This is a genomic window from Brevibacillus fortis, assembly GCF_046196545.1.
Taxonomy (GTDB): Bacteria; Bacillota; Bacilli; order Brevibacillales; family Brevibacillaceae; genus Brevibacillus; species Brevibacillus fortis_A.
Genome location: NZ_CP176370.1, coordinates 1,865,526 through 1,891,606, shown reverse-complemented (window position 1 = coordinate 1,891,606; position 26,081 = coordinate 1,865,526). Strand labels below are relative to the sequence as shown.

General features: G+C 46.8%; 26 protein-coding genes. 9 read left to right on the top strand and 17 right to left on the bottom strand.

Features of this window, described 5'->3' with window-relative positions; all coding sequences use genetic code 11:
* Nucleotides 1-28 precede the first annotated feature (28 nt).
* Entirely contained in the window at nucleotides 29-1,204 is a 1,176-nt protein-coding gene (locus ACKKE8_RS09875; RefSeq protein WP_409178021.1) for an MFS transporter, read from the top strand.
* Between the two features lie 77 nt (nucleotides 1,205-1,281).
* Here the strand turns inward: ACKKE8_RS09875 and ACKKE8_RS09870 are convergent, their stop codons facing one another.
* Nucleotides 1,282-2,610, bottom strand: a complete 1,329-nt coding sequence (locus ACKKE8_RS09870; protein ID WP_409178020.1) for an ATP-binding protein — start codon at nucleotides 2,608-2,610, stop codon at nucleotides 1,282-1,284.
* A 206-nt stretch (nucleotides 2,611-2,816) separates the two neighbouring features.
* Here ACKKE8_RS09870 and ACKKE8_RS09865 point away from each other — a divergent pair, with 206 nt between their 5' ends.
* Complete coding sequence (locus ACKKE8_RS09865) at nucleotides 2,817-4,001, top strand: amidohydrolase (protein ID WP_409178019.1); 1,185 nt, start codon at nucleotides 2,817-2,819, stop codon at nucleotides 3,999-4,001.
* A gap of 60 nt (nucleotides 4,002-4,061) precedes the next feature.
* Here the strand turns inward: ACKKE8_RS09865 and ACKKE8_RS09860 are convergent, their stop codons facing one another.
* The 13 genes from ACKKE8_RS09860 to ACKKE8_RS09800 form a co-directional block, all read right to left on the bottom strand.
* The gene (locus ACKKE8_RS09860) at nucleotides 4,062-5,225 is read right to left on the bottom strand and encodes an FAD-dependent monooxygenase (protein WP_409178018.1); all 1,164 of its coding nucleotides are present in this window, start codon (nucleotides 5,223-5,225) and stop codon (nucleotides 4,062-4,064) included.
* A 14-nt stretch (nucleotides 5,226-5,239) separates the two neighbouring features.
* Nucleotides 5,240-6,154 carry a cysteine synthase A gene (cysK, locus tag ACKKE8_RS09855; RefSeq protein ID WP_409178017.1) on the bottom strand — a complete coding sequence of 305 codons (915 nt, stop codon included), beginning with the start codon at nucleotides 6,152-6,154 and terminating at the stop codon, nucleotides 5,240-5,242.
* Nucleotides 6,155-6,290: 136 nt separating this feature from the next.
* Nucleotides 6,291-7,343 carry a hypothetical protein gene (locus tag ACKKE8_RS09850; protein WP_409178016.1) on the bottom strand — a complete coding sequence of 351 codons (1,053 nt, stop codon included), beginning with the start codon at nucleotides 7,341-7,343 and terminating at the stop codon, nucleotides 6,291-6,293.
* Nucleotides 7,344-7,672: 329 nt separating this feature from the next.
* Nucleotides 7,673-8,659, bottom strand: a complete 987-nt coding sequence (locus ACKKE8_RS09845) for an ROK family protein (protein ID WP_409178015.1) — start codon at nucleotides 8,657-8,659, stop codon at nucleotides 7,673-7,675.
* Between the two features lie 27 nt (nucleotides 8,660-8,686).
* The gene (locus ACKKE8_RS09840) at nucleotides 8,687-9,511 is read right to left on the bottom strand and encodes a sugar phosphate isomerase/epimerase family protein (RefSeq protein ID WP_409178014.1); all 825 of its coding nucleotides are present in this window, start codon (nucleotides 9,509-9,511) and stop codon (nucleotides 8,687-8,689) included.
* 5 nt (nucleotides 9,512-9,516) lie between these two features.
* A complete protein-coding gene (locus tag ACKKE8_RS09835; protein WP_409178013.1) occupies nucleotides 9,517-10,491 on the bottom strand; it encodes a Gfo/Idh/MocA family protein in 975 nt (324 codons plus the stop codon).
* A 15-nt stretch (nucleotides 10,492-10,506) separates the two neighbouring features.
* Nucleotides 10,507-11,481, bottom strand: a complete 975-nt coding sequence (locus ACKKE8_RS09830; RefSeq protein ID WP_409178012.1) for a Gfo/Idh/MocA family protein — start codon at nucleotides 11,479-11,481, stop codon at nucleotides 10,507-10,509.
* Nucleotides 11,482-11,494: 13 nt separating this feature from the next.
* On the bottom strand, nucleotides 11,495-12,484 hold the full coding sequence (locus ACKKE8_RS09825; protein ID WP_409178011.1) for a Gfo/Idh/MocA family protein: 990 nt from the start codon (nucleotides 12,482-12,484) through the stop codon (nucleotides 11,495-11,497).
* Nucleotides 12,485-12,512: 28 nt separating this feature from the next.
* Nucleotides 12,513-13,355: a carbohydrate ABC transporter permease gene (locus ACKKE8_RS09820; protein WP_409178010.1), complete on the bottom strand. Its 843-nt coding sequence runs from the start codon at nucleotides 13,353-13,355 to the stop codon at nucleotides 12,513-12,515.
* A 30-nt stretch (nucleotides 13,356-13,385) separates the two neighbouring features.
* Nucleotides 13,386-14,345 (bottom strand): carbohydrate ABC transporter permease, encoded by a 960-nt coding sequence (locus ACKKE8_RS09815; RefSeq protein ID WP_409178009.1) that lies wholly within the window; start codon nucleotides 14,343-14,345, stop codon nucleotides 13,386-13,388.
* A gap of 71 nt (nucleotides 14,346-14,416) precedes the next feature.
* A complete protein-coding gene (locus ACKKE8_RS09810; RefSeq protein ID WP_409178008.1) occupies nucleotides 14,417-15,697 on the bottom strand; it encodes an ABC transporter substrate-binding protein in 1,281 nt (426 codons plus the stop codon).
* A gap of 151 nt (nucleotides 15,698-15,848) precedes the next feature.
* Complete coding sequence (locus tag ACKKE8_RS09805) at nucleotides 15,849-17,054, bottom strand: ROK family protein (RefSeq protein WP_409178007.1); 1,206 nt, start codon at nucleotides 17,052-17,054, stop codon at nucleotides 15,849-15,851.
* Nucleotides 17,055-17,217: 163 nt separating this feature from the next.
* Nucleotides 17,218-18,762, bottom strand: coding sequence for a YcdB/YcdC domain-containing protein (locus tag ACKKE8_RS09800; RefSeq protein ID WP_409178006.1), 1,545 nt, complete (start codon nucleotides 18,760-18,762; stop codon nucleotides 17,218-17,220).
* A 201-nt stretch (nucleotides 18,763-18,963) separates the two neighbouring features.
* On the opposite strand from ACKKE8_RS09800, the gene ACKKE8_RS09795 reads away from it, so the two are divergent.
* A complete protein-coding gene (locus ACKKE8_RS09795; RefSeq protein ID WP_409178005.1) occupies nucleotides 18,964-19,206 on the top strand; it encodes a hypothetical protein in 243 nt (80 codons plus the stop codon).
* A 250-nt stretch (nucleotides 19,207-19,456) separates the two neighbouring features.
* Here ACKKE8_RS09795 and ACKKE8_RS09790 read toward each other — a convergent pair whose 3' ends face one another.
* Complete coding sequence (locus ACKKE8_RS09790) at nucleotides 19,457-21,637, bottom strand: glycosyl hydrolase family 18 protein (RefSeq protein WP_409178004.1); 2,181 nt, start codon at nucleotides 21,635-21,637, stop codon at nucleotides 19,457-19,459.
* Between the two features lie 249 nt (nucleotides 21,638-21,886).
* On the opposite strand from ACKKE8_RS09790, the gene ACKKE8_RS09785 reads away from it, so the two are divergent.
* From ACKKE8_RS09785 to ACKKE8_RS09760, 6 genes are all read left to right on the top strand, one after another.
* On the top strand, nucleotides 21,887-22,201 hold the full coding sequence (locus ACKKE8_RS09785) for a hypothetical protein (RefSeq protein WP_409178003.1): 315 nt from the start codon (nucleotides 21,887-21,889) through the stop codon (nucleotides 22,199-22,201).
* A 296-nt stretch (nucleotides 22,202-22,497) separates the two neighbouring features.
* Nucleotides 22,498-22,857, top strand: a complete 360-nt coding sequence (locus tag ACKKE8_RS09780) for a VOC family protein (protein ID WP_409178002.1) — start codon at nucleotides 22,498-22,500, stop codon at nucleotides 22,855-22,857.
* Nucleotides 22,858-23,324: 467 nt separating this feature from the next.
* Entirely contained in the window at nucleotides 23,325-23,711 is a 387-nt protein-coding gene (locus tag ACKKE8_RS09775; protein WP_409178001.1) for a hypothetical protein, read from the top strand.
* A 219-nt stretch (nucleotides 23,712-23,930) separates the two neighbouring features.
* A complete protein-coding gene (locus tag ACKKE8_RS09770) occupies nucleotides 23,931-24,284 on the top strand; it encodes a hypothetical protein (protein WP_409178000.1) in 354 nt (117 codons plus the stop codon).
* Nucleotides 24,285-24,545: 261 nt separating this feature from the next.
* Nucleotides 24,546-24,809, top strand: a complete 264-nt coding sequence (locus ACKKE8_RS09765) for a hypothetical protein (RefSeq protein ID WP_409177999.1) — start codon at nucleotides 24,546-24,548, stop codon at nucleotides 24,807-24,809.
* A gap of 341 nt (nucleotides 24,810-25,150) precedes the next feature.
* Entirely contained in the window at nucleotides 25,151-25,459 is a 309-nt protein-coding gene (locus ACKKE8_RS09760) for a hypothetical protein (RefSeq protein ID WP_409177998.1), read from the top strand.
* Between the two features lie 29 nt (nucleotides 25,460-25,488).
* On the opposite strand, the gene ACKKE8_RS09755 is transcribed toward ACKKE8_RS09760, so the two are convergent.
* Nucleotides 25,489-25,812, bottom strand: coding sequence for a BC1872 family protein (locus ACKKE8_RS09755; protein ID WP_409177997.1), 324 nt, complete (start codon nucleotides 25,810-25,812; stop codon nucleotides 25,489-25,491).
* On the bottom strand, nucleotides 25,809-26,063 hold the full coding sequence (locus tag ACKKE8_RS09750) for a hypothetical protein (RefSeq protein ID WP_409177996.1): 255 nt from the start codon (nucleotides 26,061-26,063) through the stop codon (nucleotides 25,809-25,811). Before ACKKE8_RS09750 ends, ACKKE8_RS09755 begins: the two co-directional genes overlap by 4 nt.
* Nucleotides 26,064-26,081 lie beyond the last annotated feature (18 nt).

Below are 26,081 nucleotides of genomic sequence, written 5' to 3'. Positions count from 1 at the left end.
CCTTTTTGTTTGAGAGGAGCTAATTGTTTTGAATCCACGTGTCTTCATCTTAGCGATTGCTACCTTTGTTGTAGGTACGGTGGAATTGATTATCGGTGGTACGCTCGATCTGATTGCTCGTGATCTTCAGATATCGATTAGCGCTGCCGGACAATTGATCACCATATTCTCGCTTGCCTTTGCCATTGCCGCTCCTCTGCTCCTGCATGTTACGAGGCGTGTCGAGCGCAAAAAGCTATACTTGTATGCATTAGCGGCCTTTTTCCTAAGTAATGTGCTCGCGGCACTTAGTCCGAGCTACGCTGTATTAATGACAGCGCGCATCTTGAGCGCTGCAAGTAGTTCCATCCTGATTGTGCTGTCGATTACGATTGCGACGAGTCTTGTGGAACCTGCTTATCGCGGCCGTGCCATTGGCGTTATTTTCATGGGGATTAGCGGTTCACTCGTGCTCGGCGTCCCTGTCGGATTGGCTCTGGGGAATGCCTTCGGATGGCGTGCCCCGTTTTGGCTAATTGCGGCTCTAAGTATCGTCGCGATGATTTTTATCCTCTTGTTTTTGCCAAAAGTTCAAACTGCACCACCGATTCCGCTGCGTGATCAAATGACTACCCTCCGTAGCGGCAAGCTATTCAGCGCCTTGTTTATCGTCTTGTTAATGCTGACAGGTCACTTGACGCTGTATGCATACTTTACTCCTTATCTGCAAACGACAATGAATGTGGACGGAACGACACTGAGCTGGATTTATCTCTTGTTCGGGATTGCTGCCGTTGCAGGCGGTTGGATCGCAGACAAATGGGGAGCAACCAAGAGCATTCTGTTCATCATTCCAGTGTTTGGCTTGATCATGTGTGTCTTGCCGTTTTTTACAGGTTCGCTTTATTTGTTCTTGCCTATCATGGTAATCTGGAGTGCGCTTAGCTGGGCTATTTCGCCAGCACAGCAAAACTATTTGATCTCTTGCTCACCTGCTACCGCAGACATTCAATTAAGCTTGAATACTTCTGCCCAGCATTTAGGTATCGCCTTTGGCTCTCTGGCTGGCGGTCTCGTCGTCGAGCGGTCATCTGTCATCTACACGCCTTGGGTTGGAGCCGTGTTCGTCCTGCTTTCGTTCGGGTTTGCCTTTTACTCGATCTCACGTCCATTTCAAGCACAGGAAAGCCAAGTAGCACAGCCTTCGCCAGGACAACATGCATAGCGACTCGCAAAAGCAAAAAGCCGTCAAATCGTTGACGGCTTTTTCTTTAACATCCTAGAATCATTTTCGTTACTTGCCTATTTCACTGGCAACTGTACGGTAAATCTCGTGATTCCCCGCTCGGACCAAACCTCTATGTTCCCCTTGTACTTGTGAACAACTGCATCTACGATCGTCAGACCCGTTCCACGCGAGCAACATTTTTTCTCTGTTTTCGTTGTAAAGCCATTCTCGAAAATACGTGCTCGTTGTTCTGGCGTTATTTCCGGTCCTGTATTTTCAACTCGGAAAATAACGTGCTCTTCATCACAGCAAAAATAAATGCTGACTCGTTTTTCCCCATCCGCTAACTCAGCCGCTTCAATCGCATTATCAATCAGATTCGATAAAATTTTGATCAGATCAACGGAAGGAATGCTATCGATTGGATCAGAACATTCTTCAAATTGCATCACGATTTGTTTGGATTTAGCCTGCTCCCATTTGGTGTGAAGCAATACCATTAAGGCAGGATTCGTAAACCTCACGGTGAGGTCCAAAAGCTTGGTTTCTTTCAGCAACGACTGAACATAATCTCGAGCTTTTGGATAATATCCGCATTCAATCAAACCGTAGAGCACTTGCATGTGATTGACGAAATCATGGCGTATGGAGCGCATCGAACAAATGACTGAGCGCAATTCATCCTGATAGGTTTCTTCCGTCTCGCCAACTGCTGCCTTGATGGCGCGTTGGTACCAGCGTTCCATGCAAAGAACCAGAAAGATCAGTACGACGACAAACAAACCTTGAATCGCAAAAACAGGAATGCTGTTACGAACGACATCATCTCCAATGTCCTCGACGATGGCTACGTCCGTATCTACTCCGATGATTCCGATGATTCTTCCTTCTCTATCTCTAAGCGGCGCACCCGCAGACATGTAGACCCCGTAATCTGGATCTCTGATAATCTCTGAGTAATACGTTGATGATCCTTCGTAAATCGTTTGAATGTGCTCAGAAGATAGAACAATAGGAATACCGATATCAAAATTTTGCTTCGCATTTGGAGGCCTTGCGACGATCATCGCGCGACCACTCTGCCTGTCTTCACTGATTTGAATCGTGTATAAATACAGCAGACCGAACTGCTCACGCGCTTGATTCAATTGCTGTTCGATTCGTTTATAGGCGGGGGTCCCTTTTACCGGATTTCGTAAAAACTCCTGATACGCGTCAACATCTAGACTGTCTGCTACTGTAGAAGCAGCTTTCATGCTTTGATTCGCAATGGAGAGTCGGACGGATTGAATCGTATTGAAATAAGAAATCGCGATGCTTACACAAGTCAAGATCAAAACAAGGATGCTAGAAACGAGCAAAATGAGTAGAACTCTAGGATTCTTTGGGTGTGAACTCGTCATAATCTCCTCAATCCATCTGTTCAAAACGACTTTTTGAACATGTCTCTTTAATATTCTAGAGATTTCTACTGGAAATGTCTACATAATATGAATTCAGCTTCATTATACTTCTCGAAATCATACATTGAATTATGATTCGGAATATTTTTATAATAAGACGAATACGAAATACCAATCTCTTTCCCTAGGAAAAAGGAGTGGGTTCGATGGAAGAAAAATGGTTTGCCCGACTGCAGGAGATTTATCCAGAACTTGTTACATTCAGACGTGATTTGCATATGTATCCCGAGCTTTCCTTTCAGGAAGAAAACACAGCGAAGAAAGTTGCGGACAAGCTGGCTTCTTTTGGTATAGAAGTACAAACCGGTGTCGGCGGCATGGGTGTTGTCGGTCTTTTGAGGGGTGGAAAGCCAGGAAAAACAGTTGCGTTGCGCGCTGACTTCGATGCCTTGCCCATTCAAGATGAAAAAGAAGTACCGTATAAGTCCCGCATTCCAGGCGTTATGCACGCTTGCGGTCACGATATACATACCTCCGGACTTTTGGGAGTCGCGCAAGTGTTGAGCGAGTTCCGCGATGAGCTCCCAGGAAATGTGGTATTCCTGCATCAGTTCGCGGAAGAGCTGCCACCTGGTGGCGCCAAAGCCATGGTAGAGGCGGGTTGCCTCGAAGGAGTCGATGTCGTGTATGGCGCGCACGTTGCCTCCGAGCTTCCCGTAGGCACGGTCGGGATCGGTCATGGCTACATTACGGCAGCAGCAGACAGCTTCGAGATCGTCTTGTACGGAAAAGGCGGACACGGTGCTTATCCTCACACCTCCGTTGATCCAATCGTATTGGGCAGTCAGGTTGTTATGAATTTGCAGCAGATTGCCAGCCGTCAGGTAGATCCGTTAAAACAAGTCGTTCTGTCTGTTTGCTCCTTCGTGGGCGGGGGCGAAGCGTTCAACGTCATTCCTGATCAAGTGAAGCTCAAGGGGACTGTCCGCACGTATGACGAGGAAGTGAGGGTAGCGGTCGAGCAATCTCTGAAACGTATCGTGGAAGCCAGCTGTCAGGCAGTCGGCGCTACTTGCGAAATCATGTACCAACGCGGCTACCCAGCTACTTGGAACGATGAGACAGAGACTCCGCTTTTTGTAGCAGAAGCTAAACGGATTTTTGGTGAGGAGCGCGTATTGAAAATCCCACCAGGCATGGGCGGAGAGGATTTTGCTTACTTTGCTCAAGAGCGCCCCGCTACCTTCTTCATGGTTGGTGGACGCAACCCGGAGATTCAGGCGACGTATCCGCATCATCATCCCAAATTCGATGTCGATGAGCGCTCCATGATTCAAACCGGTCAGTTATTCATTGCAGCGTTGCTTGCCTATCAGGCACGTCATCAATAAGCGGACAAAGTTGAAAGGCAAGGGCTTCATGCTCCTTGCCTTTTTTTGCAGCTTTCGTACTCACACCTCGTGTCCGACAATCCAATCCAGCCTTCTGCTCTGGATACGGGCAGGGATCGTTTTTAGCAGGAAATGACGAGCTGCGACGGCCATCGGATTTTCCCATTGGGTGACTGCCCCCATCAAGCGGGAGCCTTTCACAATCGCATTCGCCCGCTTCTTTCGTAGCTCTTCATACATGCGCAAAGCATGAGCCGAGTCTGTATCGGCCACTGCCAAGCACCTGGCCAGCACGAGCGCGTCTTCCATTCCCTGACCCGCCCCTTGCCCCAGATTCGGCAGCATCGGATGTGCCGCATCGCCTACTAATGTCACCCGGCCCTCACTCCATCTCCTGAGTGGTGTACGGTCGTAAATATCATGCCGCAAGATGGCTGCATCCTCTGTCGCCTCAATCACTGCACGTACTGGTTCATACCAGCCGTCCAGTCGGCGCAACGTCTCTCGCTTCCGGCCCAGCGGCCCATCTTTTTCTCCCTCAGATGCATTGATGGCGGCAAACCAATGAATTCGATTGTTGCCGATATGGGAAAACCCGAAACGAATCCCCCTGCCCCATGCTTCAAAGCCGCCTCCTGATTCCAGTGGATAACGAGAGTCTTGGTAAGTAGCAATCCCGCGAATCGCCGTGTACCCGGAGTATCTCATCGACTCTTCACCGAACAAGCTCTTCCTTACATGAGAATGAATCCCGTCCGCTCCGATCAGAATCGCCCCGTGTGTACTTGACCCATCTGCAAAAGCGGCTTGAACCCCTTCCTCTTCTTGAGAAAAAGAAACGAACTGCTTGCCAAGAACCAATTCATTCGTCGAGATTTTCGCCAAAAGAGCCTGCTGTAGATCAGCCCGATGAATCAAGTAGCTGTCAGCCCCGTACCGTTCTGCTTGTTCCGCGACAGGTAGCTCGACTAACAAATTTCCCTTCCAGTCGCGAATCCGTGCTGAACGGACAGCTGCCCCACGCTCGCGTACTTCCTGTCCAACTCCCAGCTTATCCAATGCCTTCATTGCATTGGCAGCCAAAACGATTCCAGCACCGATACCTTTATGCTCCTTTGCCTGCTCATAAAGCGTCACTTGCCAGCCCATTTGCTTCAAGGTAATCGCTGATGCGAGCCCGCTCAAGCCCGCCCCGATAATCAGCGCGTGTTTTTCGTTGCTCATCGCCTTTTCTCCTATTAGAAAAGATTCATACTCAAATACCGCTCCCCTGTATCAGGCGCAATGCAAACGACCCGCTTCCCCACTCCCAGCCTTTTGGCAACCGTGATGGCAGCAAAGACCGACGCACCCGATGAAGGGCCGACGAGAATCCCTTCCAACGCTGCAAGCTGCCGCATGCTTTGTAGGGCGTCTTCGTCTGCGATTTGAATGATTTCATTATAAACGCTTGTATTGAGGATTTGCGGAACAAAACCAGGGCTCGTGCCGACCAGTTTATGTGGACCAGGCTTTCCGCCAGACAGAACCGGGGAGCCTTTTGGTTCGACGACAGCGATATACAGCTCCGGGAGCTTTTCCCGCAACGCTTCGCCTGTTCCGGTAATCGTTCCGCCCGTCCCAGCTGTGGCGACAAAAGCATCCAGTCGACCATTCGTTTGCGTAAAAATTTCCTCAGCTGTCGTCGTTCGATGGATGTCTGGGTTTGCCTGATTCTCGAATTGCTGAGGTATAAAGCTACGCGGTATCTCTTTTTGCAGCTCTTGTGCTTTGGCTATCGCCCCCGGCATTCTTAGCTCGCTCGGTGTCAATACAACCTCTGCCCCATACGCTTTCAATATATTGATCCGTTCCTTCGACATATTGTCAGGCATGACCAAAATCGCGCGATAGCCTTTTGCTGCGGCATTCATCGCCAAGCCGATTCCGGTATTGCCGCTCGTCGGCTCTATGATCGTATCCCCCGGTTGAATCAATCCCGCTTGCTCAGCCGTCAAAATCAGATTGTAAGCAGCGCGGTCCTTCACACTTCCAGATGGATTGAATTTCTCCAGCTTCACAAAAACTTCTGCTGCTCCTTCAGGAACCATGCGCCTCAATCGAACAATCGGCGTATTTCCAATCAATTCGGTAATATTCTGGTAGACGCTCATCTTACTCCTCCTGGAAAATATGCCGTAATGAAATTATCCCTTAGTAATACTATAAGAATAATACAATTTTTCCGACCTGAAAACGATAAGGGTGCTCAAATGGGAAAAAGCTCTCGAATGAGAGCCTTGTTCCTGTCTAAAAACCATACTTAGCTTTTGTCTGATTCAGTACATTCATCGCTTGTTGATACAGACTGTTCGCGGTTTCTTTCACTTTAGTTTGTCCGCTTTTGTCTACCGAGCCTTGGCGCTGCTTCGCCTGCGCGATTGAATCAGTCGCCGTCTTGATTGCCGCATGGATTGATTTTTCCCGTTTCTCGGCATCCGGCACGCTCGCTTTGATTTCCGCCCAAATAGTTTGGATATCCTTCATGTCGGTCTCCATGATGCCGATCATTTCCTGCATGTTTTTGTTTTTATCCTGGATGGAGCCATCCATCGTGTTCATCCCATCGACCAACACCTTCATACTGCTCAGCGTTCCTTGCATGACCTCGAATTCCATCTTGCTCAAGCCTGGCTGCGTCGAATAGGTACGAATCTCTTCCAACAGTCTTTGCAGCTCCGCTATTTGATCGTTTGAAAACTGCGCTTCATCCGTAAATTGCAGCTCGTCCAAATACTTTGCCGTTTCAATCAGATCAGCCGCTAGCTTTCCTGTCTGTTCTGCTTTTTTGGCGAAGTCGACACGTGCTGCTTCTTTGGCTCTTTGTTCTGCTACTTCTTTCTTTTTTACTTCCGCTTCCTCGTTGGTCCGCTTGGTTAATGTCGCCAACTTGCTCTCGTACGCGCTTTTGTTTGTGGCAACAAGACTCGTCGGTCCCTTATTCTCTTCCATAAGCAGCCCGTCAAATTGGAGCTCGTCACCCTTCACTGTACCGATGATATCCTGACCAGTTGCCGGATTTTTGAGGATCAGCTGCTTACCATCCAGCGTTCCCTCCAGCAGGAGCGACTCGGTTTTCAGAACAGGGATGCTGTCTTCTGTCTCGACGATCGAATCCGTCATTTCAACGTTTACTTTCTCGTTATTCACTGTGATACTCGTGTATAGCATGCGTGTATCGTCTTCATACAAATACCCCTCCGCCAGTGTCACAGGACCAAAGAAACGATAGCCTGCGTATCCCAGCAATGCGACGATGACCAGAGCCATGACGATCATGATGCTTTTGTTTTTTCTCTTCATGCTGCGACCCCTTTACCCACAATTTCTATTACGTTTGACCTGTTTTTCCTGCCAAAACGTGCCATAGCTTAATGATACATGAATCGCGGGGGAAAACCCTATGAGTCTAAAGGCCAAAACACTCATTAAAAGTACGTGTTCCCAAAATCGTGACTAAAATCGAGTGTTTGACCTTCTTCGATTGTAATGGTAGAGACCTGATATTTCTTATCCAATCAATATTTTACCAATAGATAGAATCTAGGTCTAGGCTCCTATGACTCGTACTGTACAGGAAACAGGAAAAAGCCGATGTCTACCAAACATCGGCTTCTAGCACTTTCATTCCGTTATACCTCAACCATTTCACGCTCGGACGGATAATACATGCCTGCAGCACCGAGCACACCTGCTTCCGCTCCAATTGTAGTCAAATGGATGCTCGCTTGGTTTGCCATCCGAGAGATAGAGCGCTCGCGAATGACGTTCTTCGCTTCCGCAAGCAGTAGCTGTCCGTTCTTCATCACTCCGCCACCAATGACGATCACCTGCGGATTGAACAGATGGATCAGATTGGTCAGCCCGACCCCCAGATAATAACCAGCTTCCTTCATCAAGGTCATGCTGAGCAAATCTCCCCGAACCGCTGCCTCTCCGACCTCTCTAGCCGTTATCCTGCTCAGGTCGTTCCCATTTTCAACGAGCAGTGAGCTTGAAACCCCCTGTAGAAGCTGTTCCCTGGCTCTACTTGCCAAAGCCAGCCCAGACGTGTAATTTTCCAGGCAGCCTCTATTCCCGCACACGCACAACGGTCCTTCGGGATCAAGCGAAATATGCCCGAACTCCCCGGCACTATCGCCAACTCCTGTAATCAGCCGTCCTCCACTAATAATGCCAGCACCAACACCCGTACTGACCGTTATATAGATCAAGTCTTTCGTGCCTCGTGCACTTCCAAACGCCCATTCTGCTACCGCGGCTGCATTGGCATCATTGATCAATTGCACAGCTACGCCAAACCGCTCTTGGAGCATCGCGCCGATCGGCACATCGCTCCAGTTTAAATTGCTCGCAAAAATGACCATTTGACGCTGCGTATCAATAATTCCCGCGGTTGCAATCCCGATCCCGCGAATGCGAGAGAGTTGGATGCCGCTTTCATCTAGGACAGTCTGCACCAAATCACCGATACGACCGATGACTGCCTGAGCTGCCTCTTCTGTTTGGGTCGCTGCGTTCGCCTGACTGAGGATGTTGCCATGCTGGTCGACGATCGCGGCTATGATCTTTGTACCACCCAGATCAATCCCGATCGCATATGGTTTGTCTTGATTCATCTTACGCTTCACATCCTTGCTGTCCATTCACGATTGAAAAATGGCGTCCAACGCTTGGGACGTATGCGCGATCAATTGCTCAGGCAACTGGCTGTAAGGCGAGATTTCCGGGATGATGTAGCCGTCGTACCCGATCTCACGCAATGCTTCCACCACACGGTTCCATGGAATATCGCCGGCGAGCAGCGGCACGAAACCTGTGATGTTGCCTGTTGTCGTCTTGAAATCTTTGACGTGAATAGCTTGAATTCTCTTGCCCAAAATGCGAATCCATTGCTCAGGAAAACCGAATTGCAACACGTTGCCTACATCAAAATAAGCGCCTACCCAAGGACTGTCTACTTCATCGATCAAGCGAGCCATCTCCAGCGGACTGAGCAAAAATTTGTTCCATACGTTTTCTACCCCGATATATACCTGATGCTGCTCTGCCTTTTTCGCCAAGCGCTGCAATGCTTCACGGGCCCGCTCGTAGGCCGTATCATACGACACCTCAGCCGTCACGAGTCCAGGAACGACGAGGACGGTCCGTGAGCCAAAAATGCTTGCCGCCTCTATCATTTTCTCGACAACACGAATGCCTTGCTCGCGGATCCCTTCCTCATTGTGTGTCAACGGATATTTCCATAAAAGGGCAGTAGAGACGCTTGGCAGCTCCAAACCGAGCTCGCGAGCCTCATCTGCCAGCCCCTTTAATTCCTGCTCTGTCATCTCTAGATGAAAGGGAGCATCTCCCTCGTCCAAATTCAGCTCTACCCCTTGATAGCCATGTGCTTTCGCCTGGCGAAACATTTCTTGAACGCTCGTTTCCTTTGGGAAGCACCAAGCATTGATTCCCTTTTGAAAAGCCATGCGCCTCACTCCCCTTTTCCCGAAATTCTAACCGGCTTTCCTTCTTGTGCCGATTGATTCGCTGCCAATGTTACTTCTAGCGTTTTTCTCGCTGATTCATACGGCGACAGAATCAAGCTGCGATCCCCTGTCACAATCGCTGTAATAAACGCCCGATCTTGCTCCACGTACATATCCACCGCGCTTTCTTTCGTACGTGTTCCCTGCTCATCCATGATCGCTAATTTCTTTCCGTCAATCATGACGCGAAAATCTTTGCCCAAGATTTCTACATTCGTGCGGTGATCCTGCTGGATGAAGCACGTAGCCAGATGTCCTAGCGCCCCTGACTGAAACACCATACTGATGGAAGTCACGTCTGGAATATCGATGTTTGGAATGTCACGCGAGACGAGCAAGGCCATCTGCGCATAAACCTTCTCGATATCTCCGGCCAAATACCGCATCATGTCCAGCGTATGTGTCGCCTGCTCGACAAGCTGTCCTCCTGACTTGCCCATTTCCCTCCACCAAGGTGTCGTGACGAATTTGGTCAAATAATGGCCGCGGACGAGTGCAATCGACTTGCCCTCCAAGTACGCTTTCGCTTCCTGCACGATATCGAGATAGCGCAGGCAATAGCCTGTCGCGGTGATAATTCCTGCCTTTTCAATCGCATCTTGCTTTTCGCTCACTTTCTGTATGTCCAGCCCAATTGGCTTTTCCACAAACAGATGAATCCCTTTCGCCGCCGCCGTTTCCTCAATCTCTTCATGCGCAAAAGGTGGGACGCACACAAACAGAGCATCCAGCTGTTCTGACTCTACTAGCTCACGCCAAGAGGTGTAGCCATGCGCACCAATGCGCTCAGCAGTCTCTGCAGCCGCCTCTTGGTTCACGTCGCACACTGCAACGACCTTTACCCTTTCGTCCGCCAACAAGCCTTTTAGATGATGCTGCCCGATTCCACCTACGCCGATCATGCCTACACGTACACTCATGCGTCCTTCACCGTCCTAGCGTAATACGACTGGTTGCTTCTGTTCAGCTGATTGATAAGCGGCGAGTGCTACTTCCACAGCTCGCAAGCCGTCTTCACCCGTAATCGACGGCGCTTTCTTTTCACGCACGCTGCTGACGAAATCTTTGACCAATTGACTGTCCATGTCATCGCCCCAGTTAACCCACTTCAAGCCTTTTTCATTGGAATAGACATCCAGCTTTTGAGAAAAAGCATCGAGCGAGATCGTTCCTTCTGTCCCGATAATTTCCATCGTCACGTCTCCCCATGTCGGGAAGGCCTTATTTCGAGACCAGCTGCAATCGAGTGTGGCAAATACCCCATTCTCAAATTCCATGGTCAAAATTCCGCAATCATCAATCGGCGTATCGGAAAACTTGCTGTCTATCTCCGCGTAAACCTCACGCACTTCAGAGTCCATGAACCAGCGCATCAAATCAACAACGTGAACCGTGTGATCGATCACTGCACCTCCGCCCGATTTTTCCGGCTCGACGAACCAACCACCAGGATTTTGTCCACGGTTTGTACCCCGGATTGCCATGATACGACCGACCTTGCCTTGCTCCACCAATTGCTTTGCTCGAACAACAGCCGGATGGAATCGCACCGGGAATGCCGTCTGCAAAATGACGCCCTGTTCGCGGCAAAAGTCGATCATCTCTTGAGCAGCCTCGGCTGTTGTCGCCAGCGGTTTTTCGCACAAGATGTGCTTGCCTGCCTTCGCTGCCGCTAACGTATGCTCTTGGTGCTTGGCGTTTTCCGAGGTGACGATGACCGCATCGATATCCGTTGCAAGCAGCTCATGATAATCGGCGAAGAACGGAACGCCAAACTTTTCAGCCGCCGCCTTTCCGCGCACTTCATCCTCGTCTGCTACCCCGACCAATTGAACCCCATCTAATTTCGCAACCGCATTTGCGTAGCTGTATGCATGCATATGTGCAACACTGATGATTCCGAGTTTCATGTCCAGTCCCCTCCTACACCAAAGTTACGGGTTTGCCCGTTTCGATTGACACAAGCGCAGCACGAGCGATTTCTACCGCTTTCACGGCATCTTCTGCCGTCACGAGTGGCTCCAGATCACGGTCGATGCATTCGATGAAATGCTTCAGTTCTCTAAAATACGGGTTCTCACGCAACGGACTCTCCGGAACTGCCACTCCGCTCATGCCTGCTTGCTTCGAGCGATTGACCGCCACTAACGGTTTTTCCTTCGAGCTGTCGTAGGAAATGATGCCTTCCTTGCCTGCCAACTCCATTTTCATCGCGAAGCCCTCATGAGCCCACGAGCCTTCCACGTGTGCAATCATGCCGTTCTTGAAGCGAAGCGTAACCAGTGCGTAATCCATCCGGGCAAAGCCTCGACCAAGCAACCCTTTTGCGTACACACGCTCCACATCCCCGAAGCACCAACGCAAAAAGTCAAAATCGTGAATGATCATATCTAAAACAAGGCTGCCACTGTTTTTGTAGTCCGCGTACCAGTCGTTCCACGCTGTCGGGAAGATACCACCACGGAACGTACGTGCCACACCAACGTTGCCAATCGCACCGTCATTAACCAGCTGACGGGACTTTTCGTACTCTGGGAAAAAGCGCAGGACGTGTCCGACGAACAGCTTGACGTTCTTCTCCTGGCAATAATCAACGATAAAACGAGCCTCTTCCTTATCACGAGCCAACGGCTTTTCGCAAATGACATGCTTGCCTGCATCCGCAGCCTTCTTTACATAGGTTTTATGAAGGTACGTAGGCAAACACACGTCTACGATGTCGACCTGCGTCAGTTTTTCTATTGCCTCTTCATAGCTCTCAAACCATTCCGTTTTTGTCTCGGCTGCCAGCTCTTTTCCTCTCTCGCTGCGGATATCGACGATCCCGACCAGCTTGACGTTTTCCATGGCAGCATACGATTTCGCGTGAACAGTCCCCATGGTTCCTGCTCCGATTACCAGAACATGATGCATAATGGTTTCACTCCTTTTGGGAAAAAGTCTATTTGGACCCAGTTAGGGTAATTCCCTCGACAAAATGCTTCTGCAAGAAAATAAAGACGATGATCATCGGCCAAATGGCAAGAACGGAGCCCGCCATCAAAATCGGGTAGTTCGTCAAATTGGTATGCTCGCCCGTCAAGTACGCCAAGCCTGCAGAGAGCGGCATTTTATCAGGCGTGCTGTTGACGATCAGCGGCCACATCAGGTCGTTCCAGGACCACAGCGCTACGAAAATGGCGAGTGCGATCAAGCCGGGCTTCGCCAGCGGCATCATAATTCTCCAGTAAATCTGAAAATGGTTGCAGCCATCGAGCTTCGCCGCTTCTTCCAGTTCTTTTGGCAGCGACATGAAAAACTGGCGCAGAAGAAACGTACCGAATGCACTGAACAATCCTGGTACAATCAATGCTGTCAACGTATTCAGCCAGCCGAGCTCTTTCATGATCATAAATTGCGGGAGCAGAAACACCTGACCTGGCACCATCAAAACGGTCAAGAACAGGATGAACAAGGCGTTTCGCCCTGGAAATTCAATTCGTGCGAATGCGTACGCCGCAAGCGAGCAAAGGAATACCTGCCCGATTACCTTCGCCACGGTTGTGATCACGGTATTCCAATAAAAGTCCAGGAACGGCAGCATCTCAAAAATATGGGTGTAATTCTCCCATTGATACTTGGTCGGCAAAATGACCGGAGGCACCTGTGTCGATTCACCCAGTGACTTGAGAGAAGTGAGAACCATCCAGATGAATGGCGCAATCATCACGAGAGCACCTGCAATCAACAGCAGATGAATCAACAGCTTCTTGCCCATTTTGTTCCGTCTCGTATAAACACTCATTCCATATCCCTCCCGTCTGTTCAGCTTTGATTAATCATAGTGAACCCATTTTTTCTGCAACTTCATTTGAATAGCAGTGACGATCAGTATCATCACCAGAAGCACGACGGCCACTGCGGCCGCATAGCCACCATTTCCTGATTCAAATCCATTGGTAAAGAACAAGTACGCCATCGTCTGCGTTTGCTCAGTCGCCGGATTCCCCATTTTGCTTCCGAGCATCAGATAAATCAGGTCAAATACTTGAAAAGCCCCAATCAAGGAAGTGATACTGACGAAAAAGATCGAAGGAGTCAACAGCGGCAATGTAATCTTGAAAAACATGCGAACCGGTCCTGCTCCGTCAATTTCTGCCGCTTCGTAATAGCTTCTCGGGATGCCTTGCAGTCCGGCCAGAAAAATCACCATGTTGTATCCGATGGAGCTCCAAACGGCAACGATAATCACCGCATACAAAGCAATGGCGGGATCAGATATCCAGCGTGGCCCTTCAATGCCTATCAAGCCCAGCAAATAATTGATCAGACCGTAGTCAGCGTTGTACAACCATCTCCACACCATCGCCACCGCTGCCGCCATCGTCACAACGGGCAGGAAGTACAGGGTGCGATAAATCGTAATCCCCTTAATTTTCTGATTAAGTAGCACAGCGATAAAAATGGAGATAGCGATACCGACAGGAACTGCGATCACTGTATAAATCAGCGTGTTTTTCAGCGCGATCCACAAGTAAGGGTCCTGGAACAATAACTCGTAATTATGTAAGCCAGCCCACTTGTACTTGCCGAATCCTCCCCATTTGGTAAAGCTCAAATAAATGGTTTGTACGATCGGCCATAAGTAGAAGACACCCAACCCGATCAGTGTGGGAGCAATCATGAGATACGCCCAGAACCAATCACTTCTCTTCATGCGATTCAACGATTTTTTCGCTTTTGGCTGGACGGCGGCGTGCATTTCAGGCTGCAACTGGCTGCTCATTGCATTCATTCCCTCCTTACATAAGCTTTTCAAAAATGGATGGCCTCGTCCATGATACGAAGCCACCCATCATGGACCTTTTATTCTTGGCTAAGCATTTCGTTCATTTTTTGCGCGAGCTCTTTGGATGCATCCTCTACGCTCATTTGTCCAGCCCAAGCCTTGGTCATGAGCTCTGTTTCCAGCTTGGCCCATTTTGCCGTGTCCTTCGAGATCGGATACGCTTTCGCCAAAGCTGCCTGATCAATAAAAATTTTCAGATTAAAGTTCGGCATGGATTGTACCCATGTATCCTGTGTTCCGTTAAATGCCGGAATCGCAGCGCCCGATTTTGCCAGGATTTCTGCCCCTTCTTTCGAGCCCAAGAATTTCACGAATTCCCATGCTTCCTTCGGATGTTTGGTATTGGCCGAAATCACGTTGCCCAGGCCGTGAATAACGCTCGTGTTCTCTTTCCCTTTTGGAAGATACGTCACGTCTACTTTGTCCTTCGTATACTCATTCTTATTAAAAGCGGATGCCATCCATGATCCGTTGTACATCATCGCGATCTTGCCTGATTCAAACAGTTGTGTTGCCTCTGTTTCGGACAATTGCGCTGCTGTTGGCGATGCTTTTTCCTTGATCAGGTCAGTCCAAAACTTGAGGCCTTCGATCGTTTCCGGTTTGTCATAGCCGGACGTTTTCCTGTCTTCCGAAATGATATAGCCACCGTTTTGATAGATCGTGTTATAGAAGCCGTCCTGTCCATAAGGAGGTGCTGCAATTCCCCAAACGCCTTTTTTCTCATCAGTCAGTTGCTTTGCTACTTCCTTCAGCTTGTTCCAATCCCAGGTTTCGTCTGGATACGGTACTTTTGCCTCGTCAAACAGTTTCTTGTTGAACCAAAGGCCAATGGTGTCGAAATCTTTCGGTAGCGCGTAGTTTTGTCCATCGTAGGTGTAGAGATCAACGAGAGCTTTCGGATAATTGTTCAGATCGATGCCATCTGCCTTGATTTGATCTGTAAGCGGCAAGAGCATGTCATTCGCTGCGTATTTAATGATACGTGGACCATTAATCCAAAAAATGTCCGGCAAGGTACCACCCGTTGCGGCTGCCTCCATTTTTGTCCAGTATTGCTTGTTAGGCGTTAACTCGATCTTGATGTCCACGTTCGGGTTCTTTTCGTTAAACTTTTTCGCCATTTCCTCCATCGCAGGCATCTGGTTTTTGTCCCACAGCGCATAGGTGAGCGTTACCTTTTCGCCTGAAGCAGCACTGCCAGTCGTTCCAGCTGGTGCGGAGCTCTGCCCGCCGCCCGAACATCCTGCCACTGCTACCAAGAGAGCAGCCATTGCAATCGAAACCAACTTCTTCATCAGAAATCCCTCCTCGATTTACGTTCTCCTCTTTTTCCCCCAAAATATTGCCAAACACGCCACGCTTCCCTTTTCGACCGCCCCCTTTCAACGATCCTTGATGGGTGAAACTTTCTTTTTCCAGTGATCAAACAAAGTATATAAAAAGATGTTACAAGCTGAAGTGAAAAACATCTTGTAACAAAACAGCAGCAGCAGCCTTGACCTCGAAATCAGCCCCCAATACAGTTGGACGGAATTCCAGCCCTTCGACCATCGTCCCCATCGCTTGAGCCATCACTTGTTTTTGGATGCGCTCAAACAACACTTGGTTGTCCCGAATCATTTCTCCACCCAGAATGATCAGGCTCGGGTTGAACAAATTCACCAGATTCACTATGCCGATCGACAAGTACGAAGCGATTTCGTCGACGATGTCTTGGCATACTTGATCACCTTGATGAAGTGCTTGGCGAAAGACATCAAATGTGATTCTTGTCATATCTCCGTCAGCCAAATCCATGACGAGTGTTTCTTTTCCGCGTGTAACGGCGGACAGTATGCCTGAATAAATGGCCGGCCACGCCACGTAGTTTTCCAAACATCCGACGTTGCCGCAGTCACAGCGCATCCCACTTCGATCGACTGTCGTATGCCCGAATTCTCCCGCTCCACCACGACTTCCGCGGAAGATGGAACCGTTTACAACGAGGCCTGAACCAACCCCTTCTCCTACGGTAACAAACAGGAGATTGTCAGCATTCAGTCCACCACCGAAGTTTTTTTCTGCCAGGGCGATTGCATTGGCATCATTGTCGAGCCATGTTTTTAGCCCAAAGCGCTCTTCTGCCATGTCTTTTAACGGAGCGTCATGCAAGCGCAGCTTGGAGTTAAAGCGGATGACCCCACTTGCTGCATCGACAATCCCTGGTGCGATGATGGAAATACCTAGACAACGACTAACATCATCCACCGACTGGAGAAAGTCTTCAATCGAATCCAGCACATACTGGATGATCAAGTCACTCACTAGACCAGCTTTTACTGGATAGATTGTCTTTTTCTTTGTAGCCGCTTCCAAATTCATTTCGGCAATCGTAATCGCTGTATTCGTAATAGAGACGCCAATCAAAAACTTCCCGTCTGGACAGAAGCGAACCATGATCGGCTTACGGCCACCCTTTGACTCACCTGTTCCATCTTCTGCAACCATTCCGTCACGGATCAGCTCATTGACTGCCGAGGTGACTGTAGTTGGACTGATGCCCTGCTTTTTGGCGATATCACTTCGCGAGATGGGCCCAAACTGGCGAATGGTGTCGAGTATAATAAAGCGATTGAGCTCTTGGATTAGTTTCAGATCTCCAGTTCTGCGCATCGTATTCGTTCATCCTTTATTTTTCCAATGACTTTATAAAGTGATCATACTGAAATTTGTATTTTGTGTCAATTTCGTTTTTTCTTAGATTTCAATCAACTTTTTCTGATTGAAAAAGAACCTCCTTAAACCGTTGGAAAAGGAGGTTCTTCTGGCTTTATTCTTATTCTGTAGACCCGTACGTATAAAACTCACCCGTCAAGGCATCTATTTTTGCATCGAATAACCTAGGCAGGGTATAAACGAGAGAAGCCTTTCCTTCCTCTTGCAATATATACTGTAGCTGCAATGGATACTTTTTGAGCAAAGCGGCTGTCGCTTCTTCCTGGGAGATTGCCTTTTTCGGATCAGACATCACTCCATCGACCTTTTCATTGAGATCGATCCCCATGACTTTCCCGTTGCTGCCGTTGATCGAGATATGCGTCAGCCAATCTTCTACAGGAATCCCTTGCTCTTGCCTCACAAAATGGAAGGCGTATTGATTTGTACTTTCATCAAATTCTCCGGGCTGAAGTAGTAGCAGCTCGCCTGTACCAGCAGGAGCGATCTCCGCTAATTCATTCATGGCAGATTGCAAGGCCTGCTCTTGCGTCAATTTTTTAGTTGCTGTCTTGGACGCACTTGTATCTATGACATTATAGTTTACAATCGTACCTGTTTTCGGTTCGATCAGCATGCTCCCAATCCATCCGTCTTCTGTCCTCCACGAATAATTGGTACGCCCCTCCCATTTGTTTGTTTTCCAGAAATAATCGATAATCACGGGTTTTTCACCAGTCAAATCTTCAAAAAAGACATTCGCTTTTGCAAAATCATAACCAGTACGCTGAGTCAGATACGCTTGTGCTTCTTCACGCGATTTTGCTACGGGCTGGCTTGTACCCTTTGGTTTCACATTCACCTTGCTATGAAAAGGCATATTCACGCTGTCTTTGCCGGACACAGCATCCAACTTACCAGAAAAAGCTGGGACGTAGTGGAGCTTGTATGTTTTTCCATCTTGATCGAGGGAATACCGCAATTTCATATAGGTGGATAGCTGTTTCTCGGCTTTTTCTTTGGATAGGATCTGATCCAAGTTCGCGAAGGAGATTTTTTCGATATCCATGCCAAGGGATTTTCCTGTGATTTGTCCTTTGTGATCAACTTGTACCTGAATCATGTCGTCTGGAAAAGGAACTCCGTTGATCACGCGTACAAACTGAATTCTATTTGTTTGACCATCGAATACCTTCGCAACCCCGTCCCCATCCAGTTGGTATCCTGCCATGTCTTCTCCGTACCACTTTTTCATAAAGGAAACGGCTGCTTCTTTCGATTTGTCGATCGGGTAAAGCGTTTGGCTCTTTTGGTTATTTAGCTCGTGTTTGCCAAACTCAAGCAGGTCACCAGTATTTTTGTCGAGCACCAAGGCAACGAATTCGGCATTGTTTTCTTTAGACTTGTAGTTGTTCACGAGCAGATAAGGACTGTCTTTTACTACCACTTCTCTAACAGGGTAATCTTTCAAATAAGGGATGAGGCTAGCTGCTTTCTTCACCCCTTTTTCGACCAGCTTGTTTATTTCGGGTGTCATTTGCTCTACTTGTATTTTTTCCACAGTAGAAGATAGCGTATTCTCCCCGGCCAGTGCACCACTAGACGATGACATCGCAATACTTGTAGCCATCAGAAGGAACACAGCGTGCGTCACTTTTTTCATCATTTTTCTTCCCCTCGTCTGTTCCTATTTGCTTTCTCGCATTCATTATTCGAACCTCAATCTGTTTTGTTTCAATTTTCCCGAAAAATTTACATAAAAAAACATTCCCTTTTGCTTCTCATTTAAGTCCCTAGCTGAGCCTTATGGCTTGGCTTTTTTCTTGTGTATGTTAAAATTTACAAAAAAGGGAAATGGGGCGTTATTATGAGTGAGCAGCCCTTTTGGTTTAAAGCGACAGCAACTGTTGTTGTTGTCATTGGAGTTCTAGGACTACTGACAAGTGTCGCTTTCTTTCAGCTAATAGCAATAGTAGGATTTGTTGTTATCAGTGCCTCGAAAGGCGTATTGGAATGGAAAAAGAACAGAGACTGGGCTGTTATTATTTTTGGACTGGTTGCATTACAAATCGTTATTTTTATCAAGACATTGTATGACTTTTTCACATAAGCCACTTTGTCAATTCGACATACGTGGAAAATATTTCTTGATTACTATTATGAACATTCATATACTAATAGTGAATTTGGAATTTTAAGGAGGGGCTTCTATGAATACTGCAATTGCGATTCTTACTTTTATTGGAGATCTCATTCCATTAGTCCTCCAACTGTTAAAAGCCTTTGCTTAATTTCCAAACGAACAAATAGGGGCTGTTCCTCCGTCATTTTCATGACTGGATGGACAGCCCCTTCCTTACTTATTGGGTATCTACATTTCCTTCTGTTTCCTCCACAACTGGTTCATCTACATAACCCTCGACGCCTTCAACTGCCGCCTGCTGTTGAACTTGCCAGAGAGCTGCTACATTTGCTGGCTCCCATCCTACGAGTGAAGTGTGTGGTTGCAAACATTTATATACCTTGCCTTGATAGCTGACCAGGTCACCAGGCACGTAGCTTACATTTGGTGCCCATGCTGGGGTTCCAGGATTTGCACCATCTGTTACACCTACGACCTCGACGCTCTTCTGTGAAGAATTACCTGCTGCATCCTTCGCTACCACAGAGAAGGTATACGATGTGTTAGGCGTGAGTCCTGTTACAGATGCAGTTGTAGCCGTTACATCCGCTGCTAATGCTGTCCCGTTGTAAACCTCGTAATTCGTCACCGCGATATTGTCTGTAGAAGCAGCCCAGCTCAGACTGATACTCGTGCCTGTTTTCCCTGTTATGACTAGATTGGTAGGTGTGCTTGGAGGTTGATTGTCTGGTTGAGTTGTATCCGTCGTAACCGCTACCTCATTGCTTGCTACGGAAGAATTACCTGCTGCATCCTTCGCCTTTACAGTGAATTGATAAGTGGTTCCGGCAGTAAGCCCGCTAATTGTAGTAGTTGTACCGGTTACCGTTTTCGCAAGCTGAGTACCATTGTATACTTCATAGCCTGTAACCCCAACATTATCGGTTGCTGCTGTCCAACTCAGGCTAACACTTGTAGCTGTTTTTGCAGTCGATTGGAGATTAGCTGGTGCTGTTGGCGGTACGTTGTCGACTGGAGCTGGCCCGCCCAGAAGATCGCCATACACTTTATCTAGCAGTGCTTTGTTACGGTCTCCGCTAAATTCCCAGAACATCGCGCCTGCCAAACCTTTGGATGTAATATAAGAAGTTTTTTGTCCGATTGAAGTCACATCGTCATAGCTAATATATGTTTTCGAAGCCGGGTTGAAGAGGTAGGGCACTTTTGCCGCGTCATTCCAGTGGCGTGTGAAGCCATTTTTGTTCACATAATTATTTTGGATATCCGTGAAGTCAAGCATACCAGGTTCCCAAGTTCCTGTTGAAGGCCCTGTGCAATTTTGATATTCCCCATTGTTAGCCGTTGCGCAACCCGACCAGCCTCTCCCGTAAAACGGAAGCCCGAGCACGAGCTTGCTGGCAGGAACACCATCACGGAGATGACCCTCTACTGCCGTTTGGACATTGTAGGTTTGAGCATTTGGCAAACCTGCTGCTCCTGCTGCTGGATCATAGGCCAACGGCGCGTTATGTCCAGTCTGCTTTTGGAAGGCTCCATAGAAGTCATAGGTCATAATATTGATCCAATCCACAACCCGGGCAATATTTCCAAGCTCTGTATTAGCAGCATAGCTAGGGCTGGCACCAGAGGCAATCGTCAAATAGTACTGTTTGCCATCTGTTACCTCAGCCGCATCGAGTTTATCTCTGACAGCCTGTAGCAACAACGTATAATTTTGCTTATCTTCTGGACGTTTGCTGTTTCCAGGCAAGCCTCCTTCAACTGGGTACTCCCAATCGAGATCGACCCCATCCATCTGATATTTCCGAATAAAGTCTACCGAGGACTGTGCAAATACTTGGCGTGCAGCCGGATCTGCTGCTACATCCGAGAAGCGATTGGACCACGTCCAGCCCCCGATCGATATTAATGTCTTTAATTGAGGGTTTTTTTGCTTTAATTTTGCCAATTGATTCAGATTTCCGCGGATCGGCTGATCCCACGTATCTCCTGGAAAGGACTTTTGCACATCAATCCATGGATCTCCGAGTACAACCGTACCATTCGGGGCGTTAATATTGCCGACTTCATCCTGGCAAGCCCATGTTTGCGGATTCGGACCAGTTGGATCAGGGTTACCGTGTCTTCCATTCCAGCAAATATCAGCAAAGGCGTAGTTAATATGGGTTACTTTGGTTGGATCGACATCCGTTACATTGTAGTTTCGTCCATATGCTGCCCACGAGGGATAATAACCAATAATTTTGTAATTGGATACCGCTGTTGCCTCCGCTTGATTTTCCTCTGCTTGCGCCGCCTGTGCCGCCATGGGCAATACAGAGGTGACAAGCAGAGCCCCTACCATTAGTACATTCCTAACACATTTCTTAAATTTCATAGTATCCCTCTCGATCTTCATGGATTTTGTTACAAATCCATCTTATTACGACTTATATCACGATATGCTAATATATTTACATAAATGGTAATAAAAGGGTGTTTGAGCGCAAATGAACATAAAAAAACCCTCCCTTCCGATCAGGGGAAGAAAAGGGAGGCTGGGTGGACTAGAGATTATCGCCGGCCATGTTATTGAAAACCTCTCAAAATTCAAGTATTCACATTTTTTCGGGTGAAAGAAACTAACAGTGCAACTGTATATTTGGTCATGGATGGTAAAAAAAGAGGCATTGTTAGTGCAGATGTCTATTTTAAATTGTTTAATAGTTGGGATGGTATTAGGGAATATTCGTCTCTTAGCAGTATTCCCGATGGGCCAGTCATTGGTGAAAATGCTCAGCTGATAAAGTTCCAAAGCAGTGCAACTGTCTACCTTTTAGATGAAGAAAATGGAAGAGTTGTTAAGCGCGGCATCACAAGCGCATCTGTTTTTAACAAATACAATTTTGATTGGAGTAAAATAACTGTACTTGCTGACTCTCTAAAGAATGCATTTCCCGACGGTTCCCTACTAGATAAATAAATTTACGTTTTAACAAAGTTTGATAATAGACACACCTCTTACATTGCGTTAAGAGGTGTGTTGACGTTTCTTATGTCTTTCCTCTTCTCTCAGTTATGCTTTGTTAATTAACTATTGCGACCACTTCATGAAATACTTCTGTTTCTTCATAAGCACATATTTCGTCAACTTTCATTCCGTATTTCTTGACATACCCCCCTCCCATTTATCAAATCGTGTGTTTTGTTAATTACTTATATTTCATATAAAATAATCAAAAGATTAGTAAAAAACGTCAATAATTTGGAGGGTACGAAATGAAGGTCAAACGAATCGTCGCCAATATAGACACCCAGGATATCGCCGCAGCTAAATGCTTTTATCAGGACGTGCTCGGCCTAAATTTATTGATGGATCACGGCTGGATCGCAACTTACGGGACTGCCGAAGAAATGAGCGTTCAAATTAGTTTTGCTTCACAGGGAGGTTCCGACACTCTTACTCCGGATCTATCAATTGAAGTCGATGACGTCGATACAGCGCTCGAACGGATGAAGAATGCAGGGTTTCCAATTGAATATGGGCCAGCAGATGAGCCTTGGGGTGTTCGGCGTTTCTACGTCCGCGACCCATTTGGCAAGCTCATCAACATTCTTGGTCATCTACAGAACAATTGAAAGCCTACTCATACAATTACCGTTGTGTTAAATCGCTTTTTCGTTCGTCTCAATTTATCCTCTTCAGTTAACCCATGTGACAGGGTTCGAGCGGGGTGTAATTTATAGCTGGTGGGAATTTTGCGCCGGAGGATACACTGAAAACACCCCCGTAAAGATGTGTTTTTTGGGAATACATTCCACCAGAGAGAGTTGCTAATCCAGAAGTTTATTGCCCTTTCCCGGGTCCGTAGCATCGATCATGCCCTTTGCTCTTAGTGGCCGTTCTTTTTCCAACGGCCTTTTTGGTGTTCTCCGTCATCTTGGACACCGGCAGGTATCATTGCCCCTACCCCTTTACTTCTGAAATATCATGTTAAAAAAGTGAAACTTATAAAAATACAGTAACCATTTTGTGGAATTCCCCGTAATGCTTGTTAGATAATAGTTTCTATTATCCAAATCAATGGCTAGGGAGAGATTCTGAAATGAAGAAATTAGCGTTGCTATCTCTATCAATCTTTTCAGTTTTCACTATCATATCATCAGCAAGTGCTGCAACGCCTAAACCAGTAGCTGAAGCAAGTGTAAATGCACAAGTAACCGTAACAAAGCTTGAAATAGAAGCAGATATTCCGAGAGTTTTTTACCCTGGTAATACTGCTCCAGTTTGGGTAACAGCTCATTTTTCGGATGGAACATCTAAACTTGTTTCAAATGACGCTAAAGTAATACAACAATCAGCAGGTTTTTACATCAGTCGACCCGGGTTTAAATATGGTATCCTTGAGGCTGCGAGACTAGGTGAAGGCTGGATTACTTTTGAATACGGTGGGGTTCAAAAGTCATTGTATTTTACGGTTGCCAATAAATAATGAATTTTGACGAGTCCTCCCTAGTTAGGGAGGGCTCTATTTTGCTTTTTTTCTCTTGTGTTAAATAGTCTGCAGCAGCTCTGGGTTCAAATTGTTTAGTCTGAGCTCTAATTATTGAATTCCCCCATTTTTTTAACTCATGTAAATTAGTCCAAGCATTATCTCTTTACCTTCATATGCTGATCCTACGAAACGTAAATAAGCGTAGAAGGTGAAAGCATGAAAAAAAAATCATCCAAGATTTTGAAAAAAAGAGGTGTAAAACGGAAAAATATCATCACCTTAAGTCGGAAAAATGTACGTATAACAGAGAGTCTCGGAAATGGCTTTTTCCGCCACAAATATGAACCTGTAGTTGTTGACGCAAATTCCCTTACCACGATTAGACTTGTTGCACCAGGGGGTAGAATGGCTATTAGTGCTGGATGGGAAAAGTCTCTCGAACCTTACCTTCGACCATTTATGGTGGTTAGTAGCTACCCATTTTCAAGAAACGAATGGTATCTGGAAATTGAGAACCCAACCGGAATAGGAAGACTCTTAACAGGTTACCTAATAACTAAGTTGCCTTAAAAAGGAAATATGATGAACCCATTGCTGTGTTACTGCCTCGGTTTCGTCATGAGTCTCGATCATCCTGGCTAACATTTCGACTCCTGTCTCTATGCAGGAGCTTTTTCTTTTCGCTTGTAATCGCTTAAGAACAATATATCTGCTACTCTTCATTCCATCCTCCTCCATTATCAAATGTAATGTTTTGATAAATTAACTGCTTTTTTAACGCAGGAAATTCCTTCCCCTTGTCCTATTTAATCAGGTATAGGAGATGATCTGATGACTGAAGTAAAGAAGATCGCTTATAAGAAATTAATTCATCAAGTTTTCCTTGACCTAAAAAACAGTGGTTCTTTTGACGAGGCTACCTTTTATAGAAATTTCCGTATAGCGCATGCGTTCCATAATCTCGCAGAGTTTATCGTCATAGACTTTGTTGGCTTCAATGAAGATGAATTTTGGTCTACAGTCGATGCATTAGCCTCTCAATTTGATTTGCACCATTACAGAATAATTTTCGATGAAGCCGTTACGGAAAGGTGAAACTCCAAGACTTATGATGTCTTTTCATAGGAGCAATCATCTTGTTTAACAAATCGATTGGTTTGTTAAGATTTATCGTGAGTCCGCCGCAAAAACATATTCGGATTGAAGTACATCCATTTTCAGCTAGTCTGCAATCGTCACAATATCGAGCAATGTTGCCTCGCCATACGCAATCTTCACATCTGTCACGTTGCTTGACCATTTCGATTTCCCTTTTCATTGACTCATCCATACAATCCCTCCTATTTTTCACATCGTATGTTTTGCAAAATTTGGATCTTTTGCTAAAATACCAATCATAATATCCCGTCCTGGAGGGCTTATGAACACCTGAAGAATTGAAGCAGTTTATTAAAACTCACCGAGTCATTGAACAAACAATTGATGGATTTTGGAATTACATTAACAATTGGAAAACTGATAACCCTGATTCATTTTTAAACGCCTTTGATGGAATTGATCCTGCCTCTTTAGAAGTCAGTGTGAAAAAGATATCACTTACCATCAACTATCTTTTTGAGGATGAATACGTTCAGTCTTATGCCAGTATCCATCACAATGGCACTGAGGTAGCTGTATATCACTATCTGATTTCATTCAATGGAGAGTGCATTGATGACGTTCTAAGTTGGGAAGTCTTAGATTAGCTTTTTGCTATTCAAAATTTACCGTTTTGTTAAGCGATGGCTCTTAGAGCAGCACCACAGATTGCCTCTTGTACGGTCGATGCTATTGCGACATGACCATCTTTTCTTGTGTACGTCCTGTAGATGACGACTCTGGCGGTGGGTGATTTCGAACCGAGGTCAATGTTTACTTCCCAAAAAGATTCACCCAACTTTTCGACTACTTGCCTTGCATCAGCTATGTTTTGGAGTGGGTTCCAAAGAGACGAATTAAACAAATTTCCGTTTTCACCATACCAAAACGCTGTTTCTCCGTACCGTTTCCACCCCATCACTTTCGTTGCCAGAGTTAAAACGATCTGCTGTTCGGTCATACAATCCCCACCGCCTCGCAATCGCCCTCGCAGTCCTCATCGCTGAATAGAGCCAGAACGTGCTCTGGGTAGCCGTTTTTCCGAAGGAGTTCTCGGTACTCGTTATCATCCGAGCTGACAGACAGTTGATCATGCATTCGTACTGGGAAGTATTTCTTCGCATATTCCAACACTTGTTCAGGGGTTTCCGCCGACAAGGTAATCACCTGCTCGACCGTTCCTGATTGACCCTTGATCTTGTATTCTGTCATGGCTATTTGCCTCCCTAA

Coding starts and splice junctions, on each gene's coding strand:
- ACKKE8_RS09835 (WP_409178013.1), bottom strand. CDS start 10,491: ATGAGTGTACGTGTAGGCATGATCGGCGTAGGTGGAATCGGGCAGCAT.
- ACKKE8_RS09765 (WP_409177999.1), top strand. CDS start 24,546: ATGACTGAAGTAAAGAAGATCGCTTATAAGAAATTAATTCATCAAGTT.
- ACKKE8_RS09750 (WP_409177996.1), bottom strand. CDS start 26,063: ATGACAGAATACAAGATCAAGGGTCAATCAGGAACGGTCGAGCAGGTG.
- ACKKE8_RS09845 (WP_409178015.1), bottom strand. CDS start 8,659: ATGAATCAAGACAAACCATATGCGATCGGGATTGATCTGGGTGGTACA.
- cysK (WP_409178017.1), bottom strand. CDS start 6,154: ATGAGCGTCTACCAGAATATTACCGAATTGATTGGAAATACGCCGATT.
- ACKKE8_RS09785 (WP_409178003.1), top strand. CDS start 21,887: ATGGATGGTAAAAAAAGAGGCATTGTTAGTGCAGATGTCTATTTTAAA.
- ACKKE8_RS09780 (WP_409178002.1), top strand. CDS start 22,498: ATGAAGGTCAAACGAATCGTCGCCAATATAGACACCCAGGATATCGCC.
- ACKKE8_RS09870 (WP_409178020.1), bottom strand. CDS start 2,610: ATGACGAGTTCACACCCAAAGAATCCTAGAGTTCTACTCATTTTGCTC.
- ACKKE8_RS09790 (WP_409178004.1), bottom strand. CDS start 21,637: ATGAAGATCGAGAGGGATACTATGAAATTTAAGAAATGTGTTAGGAAT.
- ACKKE8_RS09795 (WP_409178005.1), top strand. CDS start 18,964: ATGAGTGAGCAGCCCTTTTGGTTTAAAGCGACAGCAACTGTTGTTGTT.
- ACKKE8_RS09770 (WP_409178000.1), top strand. CDS start 23,931: ATGAAAAAAAAATCATCCAAGATTTTGAAAAAAAGAGGTGTAAAACGG.
- ACKKE8_RS09800 (WP_409178006.1), bottom strand. CDS start 18,762: ATGATGAAAAAAGTGACGCACGCTGTGTTCCTTCTGATGGCTACAAGT.
- ACKKE8_RS09810 (WP_409178008.1), bottom strand. CDS start 15,697: ATGAAGAAGTTGGTTTCGATTGCAATGGCTGCTCTCTTGGTAGCAGTG.
- ACKKE8_RS09755 (WP_409177997.1), bottom strand. CDS start 25,812: ATGACCGAACAGCAGATCGTTTTAACTCTGGCAACGAAAGTGATGGGG.
- ACKKE8_RS09820 (WP_409178010.1), bottom strand. CDS start 13,355: ATGAGTGTTTATACGAGACGGAACAAAATGGGCAAGAAGCTGTTGATT.
- ACKKE8_RS09860 (WP_409178018.1), bottom strand. CDS start 5,225: ATGAGCAACGAAAAACACGCGCTGATTATCGGGGCGGGCTTGAGCGGG.
- ACKKE8_RS09815 (WP_409178009.1), bottom strand. CDS start 14,345: ATGAATGCAATGAGCAGCCAGTTGCAGCCTGAAATGCACGCCGCCGTC.
- ACKKE8_RS09830 (WP_409178012.1), bottom strand. CDS start 11,481: ATGAAACTCGGAATCATCAGTGTTGCACATATGCATGCATACAGCTAC.
- ACKKE8_RS09865 (WP_409178019.1), top strand. CDS start 2,817: ATGGAAGAAAAATGGTTTGCCCGACTGCAGGAGATTTATCCAGAACTT.
- ACKKE8_RS09850 (WP_409178016.1), bottom strand. CDS start 7,343: ATGAAGAGAAAAAACAAAAGCATCATGATCGTCATGGCTCTGGTCATC.
- ACKKE8_RS09840 (WP_409178014.1), bottom strand. CDS start 9,511: ATGGCTTTTCAAAAGGGAATCAATGCTTGGTGCTTCCCAAAGGAAACG.
- ACKKE8_RS09775 (WP_409178001.1), top strand. CDS start 23,325: ATGAAGAAATTAGCGTTGCTATCTCTATCAATCTTTTCAGTTTTCACT.
- ACKKE8_RS09825 (WP_409178011.1), bottom strand. CDS start 12,484: ATGCATCATGTTCTGGTAATCGGAGCAGGAACCATGGGGACTGTTCAC.
- ACKKE8_RS09805 (WP_409178007.1), bottom strand. CDS start 17,054: ATGCGCAGAACTGGAGATCTGAAACTAATCCAAGAGCTCAATCGCTTT.